Origin of the sequence: Paenibacillus sp. FSL H8-0315 (assembly GCF_038005365.1) — a bacterium.
Lineage (GTDB): Bacteria > Bacillota > Bacilli > Paenibacillales > Paenibacillaceae > Paenibacillus_AQ > Paenibacillus_AQ odorifer.
In genome coordinates, this window is sequence record NZ_JBBOTA010000001.1 from 1,256,914 (window position 1) to 1,277,773 (window position 20,860).

General features: G+C 43.3%; 17 protein-coding genes. 1 reads left to right on the forward strand and 16 read right to left on the reverse strand.

The window, feature by feature from the left end:
- Positions 1–9 precede the first annotated feature (9 nt).
- From MHB56_RS05475 to MHB56_RS05485, 3 genes are all read right to left on the reverse strand, one after another.
- A complete protein-coding gene (locus tag MHB56_RS05475) occupies positions 10–1,725 on the reverse strand; it encodes an ABC transporter ATP-binding protein (RefSeq protein WP_341143358.1) in 1,716 nt (571 codons plus the stop codon).
- 42 nt (positions 1,726–1,767) lie between these two features.
- Positions 1,768–2,742, reverse strand: coding sequence for a FecCD family ABC transporter permease (locus MHB56_RS05480; RefSeq protein ID WP_370510750.1), 975 nt, complete (start codon positions 2,740–2,742; stop codon positions 1,768–1,770).
- A gap of 62 nt (positions 2,743–2,804) precedes the next feature.
- Positions 2,805–3,863, reverse strand: coding sequence for a FecCD family ABC transporter permease (locus MHB56_RS05485; protein WP_076129506.1), 1,059 nt, complete (start codon positions 3,861–3,863; stop codon positions 2,805–2,807).
- Between the two features lie 213 nt (positions 3,864–4,076).
- Between MHB56_RS05485 and MHB56_RS05490 the strand changes: the two genes are divergently transcribed.
- A complete protein-coding gene (locus MHB56_RS05490) occupies positions 4,077–5,084 on the forward strand; it encodes an ABC transporter substrate-binding protein (protein WP_341143359.1) in 1,008 nt (335 codons plus the stop codon).
- An 88-nt stretch (positions 5,085–5,172) separates the two neighbouring features.
- Here MHB56_RS05490 and MHB56_RS05495 read toward each other — a convergent pair whose 3' ends face one another.
- From MHB56_RS05495 to MHB56_RS05555, 13 genes are all read right to left on the reverse strand, one after another.
- Entirely contained in the window at positions 5,173–5,394 is a 222-nt protein-coding gene (locus tag MHB56_RS05495) for a hypothetical protein (RefSeq protein WP_341143360.1), read from the reverse strand.
- Positions 5,395–5,440: 46 nt separating this feature from the next.
- Positions 5,441–7,417, reverse strand: coding sequence for an ABC transporter permease (locus tag MHB56_RS05500; protein ID WP_341143361.1), 1,977 nt, complete (start codon positions 7,415–7,417; stop codon positions 5,441–5,443).
- Positions 7,407–8,168, reverse strand: a complete 762-nt coding sequence (locus MHB56_RS05505; protein WP_076220073.1) for an ABC transporter ATP-binding protein — start codon at positions 8,166–8,168, stop codon at positions 7,407–7,409. The genes MHB56_RS05500 and MHB56_RS05505 overlap by 11 nt, the downstream gene beginning before the upstream one ends.
- Before the next feature lie 134 nt (positions 8,169–8,302).
- A complete protein-coding gene (locus MHB56_RS05510; protein WP_340396992.1) occupies positions 8,303–9,718 on the reverse strand; it encodes an MFS transporter in 1,416 nt (471 codons plus the stop codon).
- Positions 9,719–9,917: 199 nt separating this feature from the next.
- Entirely contained in the window at positions 9,918–10,922 is a 1,005-nt protein-coding gene (locus tag MHB56_RS05515) for an AraC family transcriptional regulator (RefSeq protein ID WP_341143362.1), read from the reverse strand.
- 165 nt (positions 10,923–11,087) lie between these two features.
- On the reverse strand, positions 11,088–12,191 hold the full coding sequence (gene cheB, locus MHB56_RS05520; RefSeq protein WP_076184108.1) for a chemotaxis-specific protein-glutamate methyltransferase CheB: 1,104 nt from the start codon (positions 12,189–12,191) through the stop codon (positions 11,088–11,090).
- A gap of 41 nt (positions 12,192–12,232) precedes the next feature.
- Positions 12,233–13,831 (reverse strand): methyl-accepting chemotaxis protein, encoded by a 1,599-nt coding sequence (locus tag MHB56_RS05525; protein WP_076278373.1) that lies wholly within the window; start codon positions 13,829–13,831, stop codon positions 12,233–12,235.
- Positions 13,832–14,039: 208 nt separating this feature from the next.
- Positions 14,040–14,702, reverse strand: a complete 663-nt coding sequence (locus tag MHB56_RS05530; protein WP_076219667.1) for a response regulator transcription factor — start codon at positions 14,700–14,702, stop codon at positions 14,040–14,042.
- A 37-nt stretch (positions 14,703–14,739) separates the two neighbouring features.
- The gene (locus tag MHB56_RS05535) at positions 14,740–17,670 is read right to left on the reverse strand and encodes a sensor histidine kinase (protein WP_076308421.1); all 2,931 of its coding nucleotides are present in this window, start codon (positions 17,668–17,670) and stop codon (positions 14,740–14,742) included.
- Positions 17,671–17,766: 96 nt separating this feature from the next.
- On the reverse strand, positions 17,767–18,522 hold the full coding sequence (gene sigF / locus MHB56_RS05540) for an RNA polymerase sporulation sigma factor SigF (RefSeq protein WP_036676059.1): 756 nt from the start codon (positions 18,520–18,522) through the stop codon (positions 17,767–17,769).
- An 11-nt stretch (positions 18,523–18,533) separates the two neighbouring features.
- Positions 18,534–18,989 (reverse strand): anti-sigma F factor, encoded by a 456-nt coding sequence (spoIIAB, locus tag MHB56_RS05545; protein WP_036676058.1) that lies wholly within the window; start codon positions 18,987–18,989, stop codon positions 18,534–18,536.
- On the reverse strand, positions 18,986–19,339 hold the full coding sequence (gene spoIIAA, locus MHB56_RS05550) for an anti-sigma F factor antagonist (protein WP_036676057.1): 354 nt from the start codon (positions 19,337–19,339) through the stop codon (positions 18,986–18,988). Before spoIIAA ends, spoIIAB begins: the two co-directional genes overlap by 4 nt.
- 175 nt (positions 19,340–19,514) lie before the next feature.
- Complete coding sequence (locus MHB56_RS05555; RefSeq protein ID WP_235219379.1) at positions 19,515–20,651, reverse strand: D-alanyl-D-alanine carboxypeptidase family protein; 1,137 nt, start codon at positions 20,649–20,651, stop codon at positions 19,515–19,517.
- Between the last annotated feature and the right edge of the window lie 209 nt (positions 20,652–20,860).

Here is a 20,860-nt window from a genome sequence, read left to right on the forward strand (position 1 = left end):
TTCAGCTACTTAAGCTCCAAACTGCGCTTCATGCAATCGGCTGTAAATTCCGGCAGTCTGCAGCAGTTCCTCATGCTTACCTTGTTCTGCGATGCCACCTTCCGCAACGACAACAATCCGGTCCGCATTTCTGATCGTTGCAAGGCGATGAGCAATAACAAGTGTTGTGCGTCCCTCAGACAACTCTGCGAGCGCCTCTTGTATAGCGGACTCCGTTTCAGTATCCAGTGCTGATGTAGCTTCGTCCAGAATGAGAATTGTCGGATTCTTCAAGAACATCCGGGCGATGGACAACCTCTGCTTCTGGCCGCCAGAAAGCTTGACGCCTCTCTCTCCGATCATTGTATCCAGCCCGGCGGGCTGAGATTTAATCAGTTCTTCCAGCTGAGCGCGCCCTGCAGCCTCCCAGATTTCTTCATCGGAAGCTCCCAATCTGCCGTAAGCAATGTTCTCACGGATAGTTCCGTCAAACAGGAATACATCTTGTTGTACAATCCCGATATGGGAACGAAGTGATTCTAACGTCATGGAGCGAATATCTATTCCATCAATAGAGATGTTGCCTTCGCTTACATCGTAAAAGCGTGGCAGCAAGCTGCAAAGTGTTGTCTTACCAGCACCGGATGGACCCACAAGCGCAACGGTCTCTCCTGCTGAAATCGATAAGTTCACATTGGTTAGCACCTTTTCTTTATCACTATAAGCAAAAGCTACATCCTGGAAGGTTATATTCCCTGACAGATGAGACACTGGCTTAGCGTCTTTTGCGTCATCAACATCCGGCTCCGTCTCCAGCAGTTCAAGATAACGTTTGAAACCAGCGATCCCTTTAGGATAGGTCTCAATGACCGAGTTAATCTGTTGCAAAGGTCCTAAGAAGACATTAGACAACATCACAAAGGCAATAAATTCACCGTAGGTCATCTGCTTCTGGATTACAAAATAGGTTCCGCACACAAGAACGAATAACGAGACCAGCTTCATGAGCACAAAGCTAAAGGATGAATTCCAAGCCATAATTCGGTAGGTCATTAGCTTCGTAATACGGAAGCGTTCGTTATTAACTGCAAAGCGGGAAATTTCATGATTCTCATTAGCAAAAGCTTGCACAACACGAATCCCGCTTACATTGTTCTCTACGCGTGCGTTATAGTCAGCAATGTCCGCGAACATGATGTGGAACGCTTTTGACATTTTGCGACTGAAGTACATGGATAAATAAATCATCAGCGGGACAATTACAAAGGTCAGAATCGCTAATTGCCAATTAATGCTAAGCATGATACCGAATACACCCAGCAGCGTCATCACTGCTATGAATAAATCTTCAGGACCATGGTGGGCAATCTCACCGATGTCCATCAGATCATTTGTCATCCGTGAGACCAAATGGCCTGTTTTATTATTATCGAAGAAGTTGAAAGAGAGCTTCTGTACACGATCAAACAGCTTTTTTCTCATATCCGACTCGATATTAATCCCCAGCTTATGCCCCCAATAAGTGACGACAAAATGCATAAAGGCGCTGACGATATAGATCCCCATCAAACCGAGGCAAGAATAGAGAATCCATTTCCAATTCCCACTTGGCAGCATATCATCCACTACCCGGTTAACGGCCAACGGGAAGACTAGTTCCAGCAGTGCAGCAGCAATAGCACAGGAGAAGTCAAGAATAAACAATCCCTTATAGGGTCTATAGTAAGCAAAAAAACGACGCAACATTGTAAAAATTCGCTCCTTCCGGTGAGTGACCATCTTCTTTCATCAAGATTTAGTACGGGCTAGCAAATACAAAAAGTATGGCGCTCCAATTACAGCAACAACGATTCCAGTGGGGATCTCAGATGGCTGTAAGATCCAGCGTCCAATGGTATCCGCTATAATGACTAGCAGTGAGCCGAGCAGCGCTGAGGTTGGCAGCATGAGCTGATGTTTGGGTCCAACTAGCCGTCGCGCCAAATGGGGGCCGACAAGTCCGACAAAGCCAATCCCGCCACTCACAGCAACACTTGCCGCAGCTAGACCAACCGCAGCGGCAAGAAGCCGGAATTGTTCTTTGGTTACAGCAGCCCCAAGTCCTACGGCTGTCTGTTCACCCAAATTAAGGACGTTCATTACCCTTGCTTTATAGATGACATACGGCACGAGAATTACGATCCATGGTAGTAAAGAAAGTACAAACTTCCAGCTTGTGCCCCAAATACTCCCGGCAAGCCAAGTAGCCACAAACTGATACTTCTCCGGATCCAGCCGAAGAGTCAGCACGATCATCGCTGCACTCATTCCAGCTGCAACCGCTACACCAGTCAGCAACAGGCGCATGGGTTTTATTCCTTCATGCCGTTTATAAGCTAAGACATAAATCAAGGCAGCAGTAATTGCCGCACCAACAAACGCTACCATAGGCAGCAGATACACCGGAGCCGCGGTTGCCGTTGGGTAAAAAGAAATTAACAGCATAACCATAATTCCTGCGCCAGCGTTAATCCCTAAGATGCCGGGGTCGGCCAAAGCATTACGAAAGACGCCCTGCATCACAGCTCCGGATACAGCCAAACCTGCGCCTATCAGAACGGAGATCACAATACGCGGTAACCGAAATTGAAACAAGATTAACTCTTGCTTATCCGTCCCTTTACCGAATAACGTATTAAGCAGCTCCATAGGTGTCAAACGTATGTATCCTGTATTCATACTAATAATAAAAGCAATAACAATCAGTACAGCTAAAATAATCATTATAACTAAGCCACGTTTATTTTTGGCGGCTTGGAAGGAATCGAATGAAGTTTTCTCTATCATTACAGTTCCCTCCTTTCTTTACGTGCAAGATAAAGGAAGAAAGGTACACCGATCAGTGCAATAATGGCTCCCAGCGGCGTTTCATTAGGGGGATTAATCATCCGCGCTGTTAAATCTGCAAATACTGCAAGCAGACTGCCTAGAATAGCTGAACATGGAATGATCCATCTGTAATCCACACCTACAAAAAAACGGGTCAAATGGGGAATAATTAGTCCAATGAACCCAACGGCTCCTACTACGGCAACTGATGATCCAGCCAGAATCAATACAATTAAAGTCCCTGCCAGCTTAACAAGCCCTGTGCGCTGGCCTAGCCCTTTAGCAACATCGTCACCTAGGCTGAGCATTGTAATCGACCGGGATAATACCATAGCTCCTATTAACGCCGCTCCTATCCAAGGGAACATGACTTTAAGCTGAATCCATTTCGTCCCAGCCACGCCTCCCGCATACCAGAAAGCCAAATCTTGCCCAATGTGAAAATATAAAGCTACCCCTTCACTCAGTGCTGACAGCAGTGCACTAAAAGCAGCACCCGCCAACACCAGACGTGCAGGAGTCAGCCCTCCCTTGGCCAATGAACCGACCCCATACACAACCCCAGCCCCTACTCCGGCACCAACGAAGGAATATAGGATCAAATACATAAACGATAGGTTCGGGAAAAATGCAAAACAAAGCGCCAGCGCAAATCCTGCGCCTGAGTTAATGCCCATCAAACCTGAATCTGCGAGTGGATTTCGGGTCATCCCCTGCATAATGGCACCCGCAACTGCAAAGCTGGCCCCTATCATGGCCCCGCCAAGTACACGGGGTAATCGTAATTCTCTAATAATCTGATGATCCATGATCTCCGGATTAAAGTGAAACACGGCTGCCCACACCACAGAAAGTTTAATATCAGCCGCTCCGAAGGAGACTGAAACAGCGATACCTAGTGCTAATAGTACCAGACCGCCAACCAAGATTAACGTGGCAGCCCAAGGACGTGAACGGAACTCTTGTATGGCTGACCCTTTATTAGGTCTAATCTTGGAAGATATCTGTTGATTCATGAATGCCACCTTATTTCTATGAAATTGATTCTCATTATCACTATGCTATTGTAAATGAGCCTTCCTAGGTTTGGCAATAGATAGATTTAATAGGAGGCATTTATTTTATTGCATTGACAGGAAATCTAGGATTTGATAAAGTTCAAATTGAAAATAATAATGATAATGATTATCATTATTATTTATTGGTACATATATATAGGGAGGTTTATCATGCTAAAAAGAAAGACCCTCTTCCCCATCCTGGCACTCATAATGTTATTGTCTGTATTTGTGACAGCTTGCGGGGGAACGAACAATGCTTCATCTAATAAACCAACAGCAACAACAGAAGCAACTACAGCACCAAGCACTGAGCCAACGGCTGCTCCTGAGGCTTCAGCTGCTGAAATGCGTAGCTATGAAACCACTAAAGGTACTGTACAGATACCTGTAAAACCACAACGGATTATTACAGATTATTATGGTGGGGAGTTGCTCTCCGTAGGAGCAAATGTAGTAGGTGTCGAACCTAGTACCTTTGATAATCCCTTCTTGAAAGACCTGCTCACAAATACACAAGATGTCGGTGCTCCAGTTAACACCGAGAAAGCTCTGGAACTTACACCTGACCTGATCGTCGTTATGTACGATGATAACTACGATGCTTTATCCAAAATTGCTCCAACCATTCATATTCCATACGGAACCGCTACAAATATCTATGAAACTGTTAAACTGTTCGGTGACATTGTAGGTGTGCCTGACAAAGCTGAACAATTTATTGCTGACTTTGAGAAAAAGGCTGCTGAAGGCCGCGAGAAGCTTAAAGGTGTCGTAAATGAAAATGATACTTTTGGAATCTATGAGCTGACTGATAAAGGGGAGCTATGGACCTTCGGAAATAATGCTGGCCGGGGTGGACAAGCCCTTTATAACGCACTTAAGCTAAAAATGCCTACTAAGAACAGCAACGACAACCAAACGTTGCAGCTGTCCATGGAGCTATTGCCAGAATATGCAGCTGACTACATGTTCCTCACCACTTATGATCCTGACAAAAAAGGGGATAAGCTGAAAGAACTGAAGGAATCTCCAGTTTGGAACGGACTTGATGCTGCGAAGAACGATCATCTATTTTACAATGATTTTGATACCTACTACCGCTATGATCCGATTGCGATTACCGCACAGATTGATCTGTTCGTAGATATGATTCTTGAACGCAACGGTAAGAAATAAACATAGGCACATACAAAAACACCCCACTTTAGGCACTGTCTAAAGTGGGGTGTTTGGCTATACATAAGAAGTTTCTGTTGAATTTATATCATCTAGTATATTCATTATACTCATCGGCGTTATTTAGTTTTTTGTACATATACTCATCATTTTTAAGCTTATAGAGCTGCCCCATCCCCGCAAATACGAAAAACAGCACCAAAATTAATCCATACGCATAGGTGAATTCACCAATATAAAAGCAAGTGACTATCGCAACAAGGGTCAAGATCATTAATGCGACTGCAATTCTGGATAAAATCTTTTTCAAAAGGAATCCCCCTACGTTTTGTGCACCAATATTATCATATTTGGGATTAAATTGAAATCCCCTTTTGTTCTATTAAAGGAATATCGAGTAGCTGAATATGTGCCAGCATATTGCGAGTGTATATTTTGGTGTATATACGATAAAAAAGGACTTGAAATAAAAGATATGCTCCGCCTACCAACAAACAAAACCACATCGGCTCCAGAGCTGTAGACATTTCAACCCTGGAAGAACTAACAACATAAAAAGAAGACAATGCAATACCTAATGCATACGGGAGAAAAAACAGCACTTTTAAAGGGCCGCCTATAATGCGGGCCACGTCCTTAGAAGTAATTCCAATCTTGTTCAGCTTCCTGAATTTGATCCGCTCACGCTCTAAATCGGTCTGAATACTGAAATGCAGCACTATCCCAGAAGCGCCGAAAAATATTAAACCAACAAATGAAATTACGAAGATTCCAAATCGGCCAGACTCCTGTAACTGTAGATAGTCACTTATTCTAGACTTCGTAGAGAATACGAGGGCCTCTTGCCGCTCATTGCCATACCAGGACTCTGTATTGTCTTTGTTATATTTGGCTAAAGCGGCATTTAACTTAGCATCTATATCCGCAGTTTTTTTCCAATCCTTAAAATTCAGGAGCTGAAGATTACCGATCGCTTTTTTATTTTCCGCTTTCAGCGCCATATAATCCTCTTCGTTTACAATGATATGAAGACCATTCATTAGATTCGGCACAGGGTTAAATACCATGTCAAATAGGATACCTTGTGAATACAGCGTATGCTTCCCGGAAGCAAGCATCAGATCAAAGGTGGGCATTTCCGGTCTTTGATTCTTCCACTCTTCTCCTTGTGCAACTATGGCCAGATTTAGAAAGTGATCTTTCTCCACATGATAATCAGTGCCGATTAATGCGTTTATATTCTGGTCCAGAAATATTTTGAAATTAAACAAGTCGATATACTCCAGCTTTTGGTGTGAAAGCAGCGGCGTGGCACCATGATCCGTGATCTCGCTTAGTATTTTTGGTGAGATGCTATTTTTTCCGAATACTTCTGAATAGGCAATATCATATGGATTGTTTGCAACCGGAATATCCTCAGCATTCCAGGTCAAATAAAAAATAATCCCGCTTAGAGAAATCGTGATAAAGACGAGGAAGGTGATAAGAGAAAGCACTATTTTGGAACGACCAAGGGTATAGATCAAATTGGAACTAAACAGCAGGTGCTTGTGATATGCTCTGCTTGATCGCGATATAAAAAGTTTCAACCAGTCCCCAAGTCCTGACAGCAGCAAATAAACGCCTAACATACTAATTCCCAGATTTATTAACATCATGCGAGCATCGGAAGGGTTGTAATGAGTGAGCATATTATAAACGGAGATTCCCAAGAGTAAAACTCCGATGACCCCGGTGATTTTCCCATGAATCAGGTTGCGTTCTGCGGTTCTGGACTCTTTTAAAAGACGTAAAATACTGTATCGCAAAGTTAGTAGCAAATTGACTGCAATCACCACTATGTAAATCACCGCGAAGAATTTAATGGTATACAGATAACTATCCGGCGTCAGTATAAAAGCACTGTCCCCAATATTTACAAACAGCGAAACAATAAAGAAAAAAATACCGGAGAAAACTGTCCCTGCACCTAAACCAGTGAGAATCGAGGCTAAAGCGATCATGCTATTCTCGAACAAAATGATTTTGCGGATATTGTGGCTTGTCATTCCAAGTACCATTAATAGCCCAAAGTCGCTTTTTCTGAATTTTAAAAAGGCCATTTGAGCATATACAATAAACAGAACAGCAAAGACCCTTATCACCAAAAAAGGAGCATATAAATTACCTGACACCATCCCATTCACTTGATAAGGGTCATTAAAATCAGGATTACTGTACAGCGAATAAAATGTAAAAAAGATCATGACCGTAAAGCTGCTGCATAGGAAAAATAACAAATATCTTCTAAGATTCGCCTTAAATATCTGAAATGCCATTCTCCTAAAGGTCATCTTCTCCCCCTCCAATAAAGGCCAGGTTCTCCAGAATCAGATCCAAAAATGCTCTGCGCTCTTTATTCTCTCTAGCAATCTCTAGTAGAGCCTTCCCATCTTTGATAAAAAGCACCCGATTACAATAGCTGGCCGCAAAAGGATCATGTGTGACCATCACTATCGTTGCTCCTTTTAGAGTGTTGAGCTTGGCGAAGGTCTTCATCACCGTATTCGAGGATTTGGAATCCAAATTCCCCGTCGGCTCGTCCGCAAAAATCACATCTGGATGATTTATAATCGCCCTGCTGATCGCCGCCCGCTGCTGTTGCCCCCCTGAAACCATATAAGGATATTTGTCCTTCACCTCATCCATATCGAATAGCGATAACATCTCATCTGTCTTGGCATTGATATCTTCTACCTCTTGATCATCCAGCACCATGGGCACCATGATATTTTCCCGTAGGGTCAGACTATCCAGCAGATTGTAATCCTGAAAAACGAATCCCATACGCTGCCGGCGAAAAATCGCAAGCTCGTTCTTGGACATCTCACTTATACTAGTATCTGCAATTCTTACAACCCCACTATACTCCGTGTCTATTCCGCTTAGTATATTTAAAAGTGTTGTTTTCCCGCTCCCCGAGGGTCCCATAATCGCCACAAACTCGCCGCTATCCACACTAAGACTAATCCCGTTCAGCGCTCGAAACCGATTCGTTTTGCCTTTATATTCTTTCGAGAGATTCTCTACTTGCAGTATGGACATCCTGGCACCTTCTCATTGATAGGTTTGGAGTGAGTTACATTAAATGGAATTCAATCACTCGGTATTACTATAAAGCTAAGAAGGGCGTTCGTTTGTTAGATTGCTCACAGCGCAAAAAAAGCAGGATACCTCCTCTATAATTTCCGCTCCCGCAAAAAACAAAGGCAAAGAAAACCAGTAAAAGCAAGTCCACCGATTGCTGCTAATGAGAAGGAAAACGCCCTTACATAATCCGCTAGATCTGCTTCCAAAAGAGAATGCTTTAGCGAAGCGGAGAATAAAATACCGATTAACGCCACTCCTAACGAATTTGCAAAATACATAAAGGTAGTGATCAAGCCTGAACCCGTGCCCGTGATCTTTGTGGGTACTGAACTAAGCGTAACGCTGACTAGAGGTGTAGTAGCCATTCCGAGACCGAAACCATATATCAATAATAGTAGGATATTACGAGGGTCTAGCAGCTGCGTAACGTCCACATTTAGCTCTAACATAAGCAGCAGAATACAGCTCCCCATCATCAGCGCTCCTATCTTAAGTACACTCATCCCCCATCTTTTGACCATTCGAGACGAGATTAGGGAAGTCAGAAAAAAGCCTATCCCTATAGGCAAGAAAACCATACTGGTATCTTGAACACTATAGTGCAAACCAAATTGCATATAATAGCTCAAAATAAAAAAGAAAGAGAACATACTTAGATAAAGGACAAGAGCGGTTGCCAGACCAGCGCTAAATGTTCGATCTCTGAAAATAGACAGATCGACTAACGGTAACGTCCCCTGCTTTCCCTTTCGATTTTCAACCCAGATAAAAGTAAACAACACGAAAAGAGCTAACATTAGACAGCCAAAAATCCACAACGGCCACCCTTGTTTTTGTCCCTCTGACAACGGATAGATCAACAGGAACAAACCGATCAGCAGAAGGAAGCTTCCAGTCCAATCAATACTGTGCGCCTGCTCAGCCCGTGTTTCAGGTACAATCGGCATTAACAGCAGGACGAGAAGTCCAAATGGCACATTGAAAAAAAATACTGTCCGCCAACCGAGATCGAACGGATTCCAATTCACAATAGTACCTCCGAGGATGAATCCGAATGCAAATCCAATGCCAATCATTGCGCCGTAAATGCCGAAAACAAGCCCTTTTTCCTTTGGCAGAAAGCTGACTTGCAGCGTAGATAGAACCTGAGGTTGAATAAGCGCCGCAGCCAATCCCTGCACAATCCGAATAACAATCAGAAGTGCCGGATCTGAGGTCAGTCCGCCTAACACTGCCATGACCGTAAACCCGCTCACCCCGATCATCAACATCCGTTTTCTGCCGTATATATCCCCAAGCTTTCCGCTAATAATCAACGCCACAGCTAATCCTAGCGAAAATCCGGTAACGATAAGCTGTGCTTCCGAAAAGCTTGCGTTCAAGCTATATTGCATAGATGGAAGCGCAACTTGAATCATATAAGTATTTAATGAAATAAGTAATGTTGGCAGTAAAATAACCCCCAGCGCATACCACCTACGTGAATCTACTTGTTGTTGTCCCATTGTATGACCACCTTTTTATCTGCAATCTATGAAATTATTATCATTTAGAGTGGTCTTTTTCTCTACCTGTTAAGGGAGGTTCACTCCTTGATAAGGGAGCAAACACAAAAAAACCTCAAGCATGCAGAAGATAACGTTCGATTCCGAACCCTATGTTCTAACACTTGAAGCTTTAAGCTGTCTGCATTTACAAATCTTCCTACAGCCTGTTTCGTTCCAAACTCTGTTGTTCGATACGTTTTAAGTATTCGCTTGGATTGCAGCCATAATGCTTACGGAAGGTCGTCGTGAAATTGCTGACATTGCTATATCCGACCGAAACAGCCGTTTTCCCTATATTCAAACCTTCAACCTCCATATACCAGAGCGCTTTCTCCATCCTTTTTATACGTACAAGCTCGAAGATCGTCATGCCAAATAATTCGCGGAAGCCTTTTTTCAGCTTGAATTCGTTGATACCTACCCGCTTAGCCAACTCACGTATAGATAACGGTTGTTCGAAATGGATTTGCACCAATTCATGTACCCGCTTCAGATTAGTAATATCATCATGCCGCAGCGTCATACTATCGCTAATTGAACCGTAACCATCAGACTCACCAAACAAAGCAATAAATTCAAGAGCTTTGCTCTCCATATATAAACGTCTCAATGTTCCATGATAGGTACAGTGGATCATTTCGGAGACACATTTTCGGATTGCCGCAGTATCTGGATAACGATCAATATTTCCACGATGATGTCTAAGCCAGGTTTCCATTTGCTGTGTCTCCGATAAATCTCCGGCGTAATTCAGCAGTTCACTAGGAGCAAACCGTATTTCCAGCAATTGATTGGGGACACTTGCTTTTTTCTCTTCATACACCTGAACATCCTCTAGAAAAAGGACATTGCCCATTTGTTTATCCGTGTAACTTTCCTTGCCGTTCCATTCGCAATAGATTTCTCCGCTTAGATTATAGCTTAGTTCAAACAACGGACAAGCTTCTTGAATGTGGAGCTTCATATCTTGTTCGTAAGTTATGTCCGTATACATAATCTCCATACCTGGACGAATCCGTGTACGGGTGACGCTTCCCTTGCCAATATGTGAAGGAATAGTAAGCCGCTGTTCCCATTGGTTATGCTCAACATGCCCCTCTATCCGTTCAGTAAATTGATCAAAAAGATCATGAATTTCCATATTCAATATATTTAAAGTCATCGCAAACCTCTCCTTCTTCGCTCGTTGTATACGATGAGTTACATGATCTCTACTCTAGCTCCGTAAATGATAATTGTTATCACTTGAAAGTGTCAACCTGAAATACAAAAAAGCATTGGCGGATTTTATTCTGCCAACGCTTTTTTAGAAGTAAAATAAGACCGTTCAAACCAATGGAAATGCGTCCCTCCGGTATCTTAGCTCCCCCGTAACCTCCATAATCTTCGAGGCTAACAAATGCGAGGGCAGCTCGTAATCCACACAACCCAGCTTCGCGGCTGCTTCAGGCATTTCACTTTCAATAGAAGTTTCTTGCGATTCTACTAGCGTTGATTGGGCGCCAGCGTGTTTAGCAGCCAGCATCCCTTTAGCGCCGTCATTTCCCATTCCGGTCATTAGGATTAAATGCTGCTGTAGACCAGTTAATGCAGATATAGAATCAAACAAGATATCGACCGAAGGACAGTGCCCATTCACTGCAGGCTTTTTCATAAGTTTTATTCTGAGATCCTGCCCCTCCTGAATGATGGTCATATGAGAATTACCTGGAGCGATATAGACGGTTCCCCCGAGCACCGATTGCTTGTCCTTGGCTTCCACCACCCGTACACTTGAGAACCGATTCAGTCGTTCCGCCAATGCTTTTGTGTACTTGGGCGGCATATGTTGAACAACCAGCAGGGGATACGGGAAGCTCGCCGGGAGCGAGGAAATTAAGATTTCTAATGCTTTCGGCCCCCCTACTCCGCACCCAATTCCCACGATCTGCTCAATAACTTCTGTACATCCACTCTTAACGTTGTTTTGCTTCTCTTGTCGAGCTTTCACTTTGGAGATGTTTATATTGTTAAGAATAAGAGTTCTTAAAGGAATTTCAGCGGCTTTCTTAATTTTGAATAATAACTCATCTTTTATGCTGTATAGACCAGGTCCATAAGATTGAGCCGGCTTGGATATGAAATCCACTGCACCATTTTGTAAAGCAGTAATGGTTGCTGTTATTCCATCCTTTGTAGCGGAGCTCAGGATAAGTATAGGTGTTGGCCGCTGAGACATTATGCTTGTGAGTGCTACCAAACCGTTCAATTCCGGCATTTCTATATCTATAGCCACGACATCGGGCCTGAGTCTTTGAACCATGCTGATCGCTTCGGATGCATTTCGAGCTACTCCAATGACCTCGAGGGTTGAATCCTCCGAAATCAGGTTCGAGATCTGTTTACGCATGGTTACTGAAGCAGCTACAACGAGCACCTTTATTTTTTGCACTACTTCTCCTCTCCTATCAATGATAATACCCCTGACACTGTTTATTTAACTTTAAAAATAGATACCAGACTATTTAACTCTTCTGCTAGCTGAGCCAAAGCATTGGCCGTCGTTGCCGTTTCACTGCTGCTTGCCGCCATTTCTTCAGTTGCGGCGGATATGCTCTCAATTGAGAACATCACCTCAGACGATTGTGCAGCCTGTTCTTCACTGGCAGCCGCAATTTCTGTTACTTTATGAGCGGTATCGTTCACCATCGTAAGGATATGTTCAAAGGCTTCTCCATTTTTTTGTGAAAAAGCTACTCCTTCTAATACGGCATTTACACTGTGCTGCGTATTCTTCTGCATTTCTTTGATAATGCCCGTGATTTGTTTCGTAGCCCCACTGCTCCGCTCAGCTAACTTTCTTACTTCATTCGCAACAACGGCAAAACCTCGACCTTGTTCACCTGCGCGGGCCGCTTCAATCGCTGCGTTTAGGGCAAGCAGATTTGTCTGTTGGGCAATATCTTCAATCACCGCGATAATCTCACCAATCTTATCGGAGTCTTCCGCAAGTCTAGACATTTGTGTATCCAGTACTGCCATTCCTTCTACGGAGTTCTTAACCACGATCCCTCCATCTTGAGCGATACGCATCGTTTGATCTGAAAGCTCAGAGGCCTGTTCAGCACTCTGGGCTACTGAATTAATCGCCGCAGATAATTCTCGGAACAACTCATTCATCGTTTGTGCTGCACTAGCTTGACTCATACTTCCACTAGCTACTTCCTCTGTACTTGCTGAGATTTGCTGTGCAGCAGCTGAGACACTTTCCGCAGAAGAGGAAATGCCGCTAACAGTGCGTCTTAGGTTCAGAACCATTTCATTAACAGAATAAGCTAGCATTCCAATCTCGTCCTTAGATTCCAGGTTCGACGTTTCGCTTAAATCACCATTGGCCACTTTACCTAGCAGGCGCATTACTTGATTTAGAGGCCGTGCTATGATCTGCGATATTAAAAGACCCAGACCAATACTGATGAGCAGCGCAACAATAGTAACGCTAAAAGTAATCAAACGAGAGGACTGATAAAGGTCATTGGCATTAACAATCGAACCTTGAGCCTGCTTCATATTGATGTCTATTAAATTTTGCAGAAAGTCAGTCAGCTCTGTTGTAGCTGTTTGCAAATCACTTACAAGCAAAAAATTTGTATATTTCTCATTACTAATATTTGTTTTATCAATTTCAATAGTATCATCAAGACTTGTGATATAACGTTGCCAGATCTCAGGATAATCCTTCATTATGGCTAATTCTTCAGCTCTCAACGCAGTCTTGCTATATTTACCCATGATCTCTTCAATACTTTGAACGTTTTTATGTATTTTATCTTCGTATTCTTTCTTTTCTGCCGCTGTTTTAGCCATCGTGTTTATATCACGGATATTAATTCTATTTGTTAAAAATAGTTCATTCGCTTCTCCCAGATAAGCTATAGGTGTTAAGCGATTTTCGTACATGTCCACGATAGAGCGGTCCATCTTACTCAAATTCGTAATTCCATAGAATCCTACAAAGCACAATATTGCGGATACTAACAGAAATGCGGAGATTAACTTCACTGCTGTTCTTAAATTATAAAACCACTTCATTTTCCTCAGCCCCTCATTGGCGTTAGTCATTTTTTAGTAATTCTTAGGAACTATTTCATCATATACGGTAAGCAGATTAAGGTAACCGAAAAAAAATAGCGCGACCACGCAAAAATATTGCGTTATCCCGCAAAAAAAGCGCAGACCAAAAAATCCCGCCTCACAGCACCGTGAACGGGATTTTGATCTATTTGTTTGTTACGAATTTTCATAGTGAATTGTTGAAATCGGACTCCTTCAATATGCCCAGTCGTTTAGCTTTTATTGCCGCTTCAATTCTTGATTTCACATTTAGCTTCTGGAACAGACTCGTTAAACTGTATTCCAGCGATCGTTGACTCATAAGTACAATCTCTGCTATTTCCTTGTTGCTTTTTCCTTTTGCAATCTCTGTCAGCATTTCATGCTCTTTTTTGCTTATCTTCGGGTTTGCTTGGTCAATATTAATCTCCATTCCTTTAGGTGATACTTTTCTTAACTGTTTAACTAGGGTATGAGGCAAAATGACATCTCCCCTTAAAGCACAACGCACTGCTGCAACCAACTGCTCTCTATTGGTCGTTTTTGAAATAAATCCAAACAAACCCGATTCGATCATCAAGTTGAATTTGTTTGTAATTTCGTATCCGGTGTAGATTAAGATAATCGCGTCTGCGTTTATTTTCAAGACTTCCTTCGCCAAATCAATCCCATTCCCATCAGCGATATGAAGATCAAACAGCATCACGTCAAACGTATGGCTACCCACCATGTTAAGCGCCTCATGGGCTGAATTGGCTAGGGTAACCTCCATATCTCCCTCTTGTTCCAGTATCATCTTAGTCCCTTCCATGACAGAGGGATGGTCGTCCACTAACAAAATTCGAATCATGCCTAATACACCCCTATCCCCTTATTATGCCCCATGATTAATCTGCAGGTATGGATATAAAGACAGCTAATCCCTTATTCTCTGGCGAAAGAAATCGTATGGTCCCATCCATACTGCGAACCCTTTCTTTCATCCCATAAATCCCCATGCTCTTAAGAGAATCCTCTCCTAAAAGGCTCATTCCAATTCCGTTATCTTCATAATCCAAAAGCACCTGTTGCCCTTCACTAGCTAAGGAGATACGTACTTCTGTGGCACAAGAATGTTTAGCTGCGTTAGCCAAAAGTTCCTGCACAATACGGTACAGACCTATTAGAATCTCGTCTTTTAACTTATGCTTGAAAGCTGTTGACTCAAAATAAATCTGATAGTCGTTCCGCAGCTGAGCAAATTCAAACAACGTCTCAAGTGAGGAAGCAAGCCCCTCATTGATTAATGCTGGTGGCCTAAGCTCATTGCAGATCATCCGCAGTTCATAGATAACATCGAGTAAACCTTCTGTGATCTGTTCTAGCTGTTCCTTTAGTTCCCCCGTAACGGATTTATCACTTAAAAAATTATCAAGCTTACGATACCAGATGATCTGTTCTTGAAGTGCTGAATCATGTAAATCTTGAGCCAGCCGTTTGCGTTCATTCTCGGATAAATTAAACATAAAGCGCAGCAACCATGTCGGAGCTTGCTCGGAAGCCGCTAACTCAAGGTCCTTAGTTAGATCTTCTATGAGCAAAAAATTATCAAATAACACACTAACATAACGGGTAATCGTCTTCAGCCACACTCGAACAGAACTTATTTCTAATAAAATAGACTTCTCATTAATGGATAGAATATAGCTTTTTCTTCGGAACTCTCCGATCTTAAGTGAATAGCCCCGCTCGGTCTCAATAATCTCGCATATTTTATCATGGTTATCTTCAACTTCAATCATACAAATATTGGTAACCCGTAAGACCTCTCTAACTTCTTTCAGTAATCGTTGTTCCATGTGACTGATCTTCATCGCACCAAACAAATCTTGCGAGAATTGATCAAGACTCATCTGTAAGTTGAAATACCTTTCCTCGCTGTTCCGAATGATCTGCTCTGTGAGCTGTCTTTCCACCTCAATTTTTTTTCGATCACTGATATCCCTAAAGATAGAGATACATGCAACCTTACCCTTGTATAGAATTGAGCTAGCTGTTACTTCTACATCGATAATAGATCCATCTGACCGCACGACCTTTTGTTCAACAGGAGCTAATATCCGATTGGGTCCATAATAGATTTCACGCATCCGATCTCTAGCCAGCGTTATATAGTCCGGGTGGGCCCAATTAAAAATAGAGGTGCCAATCAATTGATCCTCACTACAAACTCCAAACAATCCTAAACAGGAAAAATTCACATAAAGGAATTTATATTCACTATGGAGTACTACCGCTTCAGGTGACATATCAATAAGCAGCCGATTGAGTTCCTCGCTTTCTCTAAGTTCACTCTCCATCTGGACCCTTTTTGTAATGTCTCTCGCTACGATCACAATACTAACTACTTCTCCATCCTCACCAAGAACAGGTGTACCCAAGCATTCCAGATCTATAATGTGACCTTTGATGTGAATAAACCGATTGTAAAACATCTTACATACTTTTGTCCGAAAAATATCCAAGATCTGTTCCCGCAACACTTCTTGTTCATCAGGATGAATATACTCCAAAATAGTTGTGTTCTTTATTGAACCTACAGGAAGACCAATAATTTTCTCACAAGAGGACGAAGCAATAATGAAGTTCCCTTGCTGATCCAGAACCCCAATCATATCCTCCATATTCTCTGTAATAAGCCTGTACTCCGCTTCCCGCTGAGCCAGCCGCTTTTCTACCTCCACAGATGCAGTGGTATCTCTTGCGATAACAAAGGTACCCACAATTTGATTGTTTTCATGTACAGGGATGTTTTTCATCGACCAATGGTTAACTAATCCATTCTCGCGGACAGAAGTAACCGTATAATGCTGCAGAACTCCGCCAACCGTTTTATCAAAATAATCAGACATCATATGCGAATTCTCTGCGCCAAATAAATTCACAATGGATAAGTTCTCTCCGAATCTATTAAAAGCTTCGCCAGTAATTTGCTCTGCCGCTGGATTGATAGCCACAATGCTGCCCTGCAGATCCAATTCACACACGATATCTGGATTATGGTCAAACAGGGATTTGTAGCGCTGCTCGCTTTTTAATAGAACCTCTTGCATCTGCTTTTTTTCCGTATGATCGATTAAGATCCCATTGAGCCGTACCACTGCCCCTGTCTCATCCATACTGGGAATGATCCTGACTTGGACCCATCGGAGTTCACCGCTGGCATGGATGATCCGATATTCACTGAGATTGCTTATTCCTTGCCCCACTGTAGTTATAATCTCTTGAATTAAAGGCCGCTCTTCTTTAGGAGCAATTCTTAGCCAAAAGTCATCTTCCTTCGCCTGTTCTGGTGAATATCCCGTGATATTGAAAATGGCATCCGATATGAATAACATTTTCCGTGATACGTAATCGTAAGACCAAATCGCCACATCGATCGTAGCAAACATCTGCTGATACAGAGAAAAGCTACTCTCTAACTGGGCTTGAGCATTTTTTTGTTCCGTGATATCTATGATGACGCCATCTATTCGACAAACCTTATGCTCTTGATTAAAAACGGGCGTGCCTATACTTTGAACCCACTTCAGCGCTTTTGCAGGTAACTGCATACGATACTCAAGATTACATAGGTGACCAGAGTATAATTTATCTATATAAGCATCAAACCGTTCAAGATCCTCACCGTACACATATTCACGTAAAAAATTGGGGTTATGCGTTAAAGCATGATCTGAACAGTCCACCCATTTCTCCAAAACATTCGACATTGTCAGCAAATTCGCTTCCATGTCAATAGACCATGAGGTCATATCCTTGTCGCCAAGTGAATGCATATTGAGATTCCCTCCACATAAAAAGCCCCCCCTTTTCGGGGCGGCTTTTTCTTCCTATTCGCTATTTCGCAAGCGTCTTTACATTTTAGCCATTATCTACTGAGCAATCTGCTCGCGGATATTCTGCAATATTTTCTTCTCCAGCCGGGATACCTGGACTTGAGAAATCCCAAGGCGACTGGCAACCTCTGACTGCGTTTGGTCACGGTAATATCGAAGATAAACAATCAGCCGTTCACGCTCGCTGAGACCTCCGATAGCCTCATTCAGTGCCAGCTTATCAAACCAGCGTTCCTGTGATTCGTCAGCGATTTGATCAATCAGTGTGATCGGATCGCCATCATTCTCGAACACCGTCTCATGAATCGAGGTCGGTGGCTTGTTAGCTTCCTGAGCAAATACCACTTCTTCAGGGGTAACCCCCAGTGCCTCAGCAACTTCACCGATGGTAGGCAGACGGTCCAGCGTCTTAGACATTTCATCCTTCATCTTGCGGACCTTATTAGCCATCTCCTTAAGAGAACGGCTAACTTTCAAGGTTCCATCGTCGCGAAGGAAACGCTGAATCTCGCCAATGATCATCGGCACGGCATAAGTGGAGAATTTGACCTCATAGCTGAGGTCGAACTTATCAACGGACTTCAAGAGCCCGATGCAACCGATCTGGAACAAATCGTCAGGTTCATACCCGCGGTTCATAAACCGCTGCACTACCGACCAGACCAACCGGATATTGCAGCTAACTAGTGTGTCTCGGGCAAGATTATCTCCGGCCTGACTGAGCGCGATAAGACGTTTGACCTCCGCATCGTCCAAATAGGTCGGCGGAGCTTTTTTTGACTCTGCATCCATGGCTCCAACCCCTAATTGTATAAAGCTTTTTTCGAAACGATGGTTTTCTTCATTGAGATCGAAGTGCCGTGTCCCGGTTCACTAGTGACTTCAAATTCATCCATGAAATTCTCCATAATGGTAAAGCCCATGCCCGACCGCTCCAGCTCTGGCTTTGAGGTATATAGCGGCTGTTGTGCCAGCTCCAAATCCTCAATGCCCCGTCCCTGATCCTCAATGGTTAAATGTACCGTTTCGTTGTCCAGCGAAGCTGAAATAGTCACAATACCTTCCGGATCACTATCATACCCATGAATAATACAATTGGTGACCGCCTCCGACACGACTGTCTTCAGATCATTCAGCTCGTCCATTGTAGGATCAAGCCTAGAAACGAACGCCGCTACAACTACACGCGCGAATGATTCGTTCTCCGAGAGTGCAGCGAACTGCACGTTCATGAAGTTACCAGCCTTACCATTTGTCATAACGCAACCTCCAAATCCGAGAGTGCAGTGCTCTCGTCGTCATATAGGGGCATGATCTTGAACAGGCCTGACATTTCCAGAAGTCGCTTCACAGGTGCCGTTGCATCACACACCACCATTTTGCCGCCTTTACTATGGATCAGTTTATACCTTCCCAGAATTACGCCGAGACCCGAACTGTCCATAAACTGCAGATGCTTAAGACTAAGGATCAAATGCGATACCTGACCCCGCATAATCGCTTCATCCATATCCATTCTTACAAAATCGGCGGCATGATGATCGAGTTCCCCAGATAAACGGACAATCAGCACACCCCTGTGATGCTCCATTTCCACATTAGAATTCATGCTTGCCACTCTCCTCTTCGTTGCTTTGAAAACTTGGCCTTAAGAGACAGTACCCATTCTCTTCAAGGACAAGGTTTCTACGTGGCAAATCAGGAATCCTGCCTCACGACAAAACTAGAAGAAAACCCCTATGAATCTACAAAGCACATGGGCGCAATCTACAAAAAAGCTCTTTTTAATCCATGCCGAACATCGAGCCTGTTGTACGTTTAAAGAGCTTCCACCAGCCTGCTTTTGCCACAGCTTCCCCTGCTTTAAGTTCATACTCTTTAATCACTTGGGTTCCTTGGTAGACAACCAGCTTGCCTATGGACTGGCCTTCAGCCACTGGTGCCTTCACGCTTTCTGGAAGTACTAGTTCGTGACGAATGCCTTCTTGCGTCACACCTTTTTTCAAAAGAACACTATACGTCTCTTTCGCCGTAATCGGCAGCTCGGACTTCACACCCTTCTCAATCTTAAGGGTACCGATAGCGTCCCCTTCTTTGTGAATAGTGTGGATCTTATATTGCGAAAAGAGATAGTCAAACATGCCCGACACTTCACTGTTACGTGTCTTCGTGTTCGGTTCACCCAGCACAACAGCAACAGCACGCAGACCGTCTCTTGCAGCCGTAGCAGATAAGCAGAATTTTGCTTCAGCGGTATATCCTGTTTTCAGTCCATCAGCGCCTGTATAGAAACGTACAAGCTTGTTCGTATTTACCAACCAGAATGGTTTGGTGGAATCCTTACGCAGATAATCCTGATAGGAACCGGTATATTTGATAATTCTATCATGCTTTAAAAGCTCCCGGCTAATTACCGCAATATCGTAGGCTGAGGAATAGTGATTAGCAGCTGGAAGACCGTTGCAATTGGCAAAGTGGGTATCTTTCAGACCCAGTTCTTCCGCTCTTTTATTCATCAGATCGACAAAAGCGCTCTCCGAACCCGCTATTTTCTCTGCCATCGCCACAGATGCATCATTACCGGAGGCCATAGCGATGCCTTTGAGCATCTCATCCACCGACATTTCTTCACCAGGCTCCAGGAAAATTTGCGATCCGCCCATCGATGCGGCATATTCACTCGTGCGCACCTTATCCGTCAGTTGCAGTCTTCCTTCATCCAGTGCTTCCACCGTAAGCAGCATCGTCATAATCTTCGTAATACTTGCGGGAGGCAGCTTATCATGGCTGTTCTTTTCATAAATAATAGTGCCGGTGCCTGCATCCATCAAAATCGCTGAACGCGCACCAGGCGCAAGATCTACAGCGGCAGCATTACTGCCAGAATCCTTGCTTTTTTCCTCAGCATAAGCACCTGACATCGGTCCTAGAACCGACACAACGATACAGAGCACAAGCACAGCAAAACGCATTTTTCTCACAATGGTTCCCCTCCTGAACGTTAACCTTCATATCACAGGTACTGTGTTCCAGTTTCGTCAGAAAGGGTGGAAATTATTCCATTTCCAAGTAAATAACTATAATAATTTATCGCAAGAAGTAATGATGTTGTCAATAAAAAAAAGCCCAG